This is a genomic window from Methanohalobium sp. (assembly GCF_046546175.1).
GTDB lineage: Archaea > Halobacteriota > Methanosarcinia > Methanosarcinales > Methanosarcinaceae > Methanohalobium.
Genome location: NZ_JBKGYF010000126.1, coordinates 1 through 3,212 on the forward strand (window position 1 = coordinate 1; position 3,212 = coordinate 3,212).

3 protein-coding genes and 1 tRNA gene are annotated in these 3,212 nt (G+C 35.7%); 2 read left to right on the top strand and 2 right to left on the bottom strand.

Going from position 1 to position 3,212, the window contains the following annotated elements; all coding sequences use genetic code 11:
- Window positions 1–66 precede the first annotated feature (66 nt).
- Window positions 67–303, bottom strand: coding sequence for a TIGR00304 family membrane protein (locus tag ACLFMM_RS09570; RefSeq protein ID WP_410808505.1), 237 nt, complete (start codon window positions 301–303; stop codon window positions 67–69).
- Window positions 304–363: 60 nt separating this feature from the next.
- Window positions 364–1,227: a hypothetical protein gene (locus tag ACLFMM_RS09575; protein ID WP_410808506.1), complete on the bottom strand. Its 864-nt coding sequence runs from the start codon at window positions 1,225–1,227 to the stop codon at window positions 364–366.
- A 527-nt stretch (window positions 1,228–1,754) separates the two neighbouring features.
- On the opposite strand from ACLFMM_RS09575, the gene ACLFMM_RS09580 reads away from it, so the two are divergent.
- Together ACLFMM_RS09580 and ACLFMM_RS09585 are read left to right on the top strand one after the other, a co-directional pair.
- Window positions 1,755–3,029 carry a proteasome-activating nucleotidase gene (locus tag ACLFMM_RS09580; RefSeq protein ID WP_410808507.1) on the top strand — a complete coding sequence of 425 codons (1,275 nt, stop codon included), beginning with the start codon at window positions 1,755–1,757 and terminating at the stop codon, window positions 3,027–3,029.
- Between the two features lie 103 nt (window positions 3,030–3,132).
- Window positions 3,133–3,207: transfer RNA gene (locus ACLFMM_RS09585), tRNA-Glu, on the top strand.
- Window positions 3,208–3,212 lie beyond the last annotated feature (5 nt).

Sequence of the window (3,212 nt, forward strand, 5' to 3'; positions counted from 1 at the left end):
AGTTGTGTTCGTTAGAACAAACTATGAAACAGGAAGCCACTTGGTCTTTAGCCAACTGGTAGTTCACTATTTTTTCAGAATAAGTAAATAGACAATTAATATCGTCAGACCGATTACAAGCATAGTAATCGTGATTTCGGGTGATGAGCCAAAAACAATCGGAACCGGACCAATCATTATAAGTCCGCCAAAATCATTTTGACCGGTACCCTGGATAAATGCAAAAATCATACCCAAAAATACCATAAAAAATCCAATGAAAATTAATATTGTACCAAATTTGAGAAGTTTTTCAACATTCATAATCTGAAAAGGTAAATTTTTATTTAAACATCTATTTTTGACTGATTTAAAGCATTAATATTATCTAGAAGTCTGGTATGTATTTGATGGTGGGACATATCCTATATTGTCATTCACATTTTCATTAACAAACTCTTCATCATTTTCCATATCTCCAATGTATCTGTATTCCCTCTGAGTTCTGTTGCCACGGCGTTCAAGCAGATTTTTGCGATACATCCTGGAAAGATATGTAGAAACTGTGCTCAATTTTATCTTGCCATAGATTCGCTCATAATGTTCCTGTATATCCTGTGAAGAAAACCATACACGTGGATATTCATATTTTAAAAACAGCTCCAGACGCTCGTTAATTGTAAGTGTGGCATCATTGAGTTTTTCTCTTAATGATGGAGTTTTTGGTTCTTTATTCACATTTTGTACATTTTGTGGACTGTTAACCATCTGTGAATTGTATTGAACCTGGTTATTAACAGGTGCAAAGTTCTGTGGTTGTTGGTTCACAGGTTGCTGGTATTGGGGTGGCTGAGTTGCCTGATTATATATATTAGGTGGTTGTTGCTGTACAGGTTGTTGTATTTGCTGATTCACAGGCTGTTGTGTGATTGGTGATTGATTTACAGGTTGCTGGTATTGCGGATGAACCTGCTGATTCATCGGGTAATTCTGGTATTGCTGTGGTACTTGTTGATAATATTGTTGAGAAATAGTCTGATTTTGATTAGGCATTTGATTGGATGAAGATTCGGTTGATGAAGAATGTATATCAATGGTGTAAATGAATTTGGTCAGGTATTCCTTCCAGTTTTCTCCAGCGAATTCTACATTTACTTTTTCACTTCCGTCATCATCTATGATTTCAAGCCGGACCTTCATCCTTTTTGCCTCGAATAATATCCACCTGGTGGTGGATTCGCAAACCATTCATCCCCTCAGATTAATGGTTTAGTTTTATTGTGAACAATTTCAAGATTGTATATACAATCCGTTTATTATTGTTTTGTCAACATTTGACCAGATGTCATTATTAATATATAAGTTTTTTGTTCAAAAAATGTGTTAAATTGTATTATACAATAATGAAGGAAGCATAAGCCCTCATTGTTTCGAAAATTGGTTTTAAACTTATATTTATTTTTCATTTAATAACTGTTTTGTGTATACAGATATTAATATATTGTCTTTTGTCAACATATAAATCGAGATAAAATGATTTATTAGATTATAAGATGTAATTAATACCTTAGCTAATAAATTAGAACTTTAAAATCCTTACTTTGATAAATAAAAGCTTTTAAAGCTGTTAATACATCATTCAACCATATAAATATATCATATAGATAGATTTTACTGAATAAATCTGATACATAAATTAATAAACATGGGAAAACTATATGTGATATCTCCTATTTTGTGAATACTATACAAAATGAAAAAACACAGGTAACACCATGACTACATCTAATTCAAGTTCAGAACCAAATCCGACTATTAACTCAGTAAATTCAAATAATGAATATGATGAGCTTGAAAAGAGTGATTCATCAGATACACAGGACCTAGAAAATAAAGATGTTGATTCACTAATCAGTGATATAAAATCCTTAAGGGTGCAGAATGAAAATCTGCGAGCCAACCTCCTTGATGCCAATATGAAAATAAGTAATTATGAAGAGGAGGTCAACAAGCTCAATAAACAAATTGAGCAGCTTTCAAAACCACCGTTATTTGTGGCAACTGTGCTGGAAATTAATGACGATACAGTTGTTTTGAGACAGCATGGTAATAATCAGGAGGTTGTCACCAGTATTTCATCGGAGTTGAAGAATCAGTTGGAACCGGGTGTTCGAGTTAGTGTCAATACTGCTTTTTCAATTATTTCTGTGATTAGTAGAGCAGCAGATGTACGGGCACAGATAATGGAAGTTATAAATTCACCTGGAATAGATTATGATATGATAGGTGGACTCAATGACATCCTCCAGGAAGTAATCGAATCAGTACAGCTACCATTAACCGACCAGGAATTATTTGATAATATAGGTATTGAACCACCCAGTGGAGTATTGTTGTATGGCCCTCCAGGAAGCGGAAAAACTTTAATAGCAAAATCAGTAGCTTCACAGGCAAATGCAACCTTTATACGTATGTCTGGTTCAGACCTTGTCCAGAAATTCATAGGGGAAGGTGCAAGACTTGTTAAGGACGTATTTGAAATGGCAAGAAGCAAATCTCCATCGATACTTTTTATTGATGAAATCGATGCCGTTGGAGGTATGCGCACACATGACGGTACCACCGGTTCAGCAGAAGTAAACCGCACAATGTTGCAACTTCTTGCAGAGATGGATGGTTTTGACCCAAAAGGAAATGTCAAAATAATTGCTGCAACAAACAGAATGGATCTTCTTGACCCTGCACTTCTGCGTCCTGGTAGATTCGATCGCCTCATTGAAATTCCTAAGCCGGATGATAAAGGACGTGAGGACATCCTGAAGATTCAGACCAGAAAGATGAATCTTTCAGATGATGTGGATTTTGCCAGACTGGCTAAAATGACCGAAGGATTAACAGGTGCTGATTTGATGGCACTTGCAAAAGAAGCAGGAATGTTTGTCCTGAGAAGACGTGGCAACCAGATAACCATGCAGGATTTCCTGGATTCCTATGAGAAAATTGTGGAAGAGGAAGAGGTGCATACACCTGTTGGCGGAATGTTTGGCTAATCCAAAAAAAACACATGGTGGATTTAATATTCCACCTAATATCTTTTAAAACGAAAAATTAATATTACTTAAGTTATGTTTGAGTGTGTTGTAAATTGAATCAGCTCCGATAGTGTAGCACGGCCAATCATGCAGGACTCTCACTCCTGCGACTGGGGTTCAAATCCCCATCGGAGCATCCTA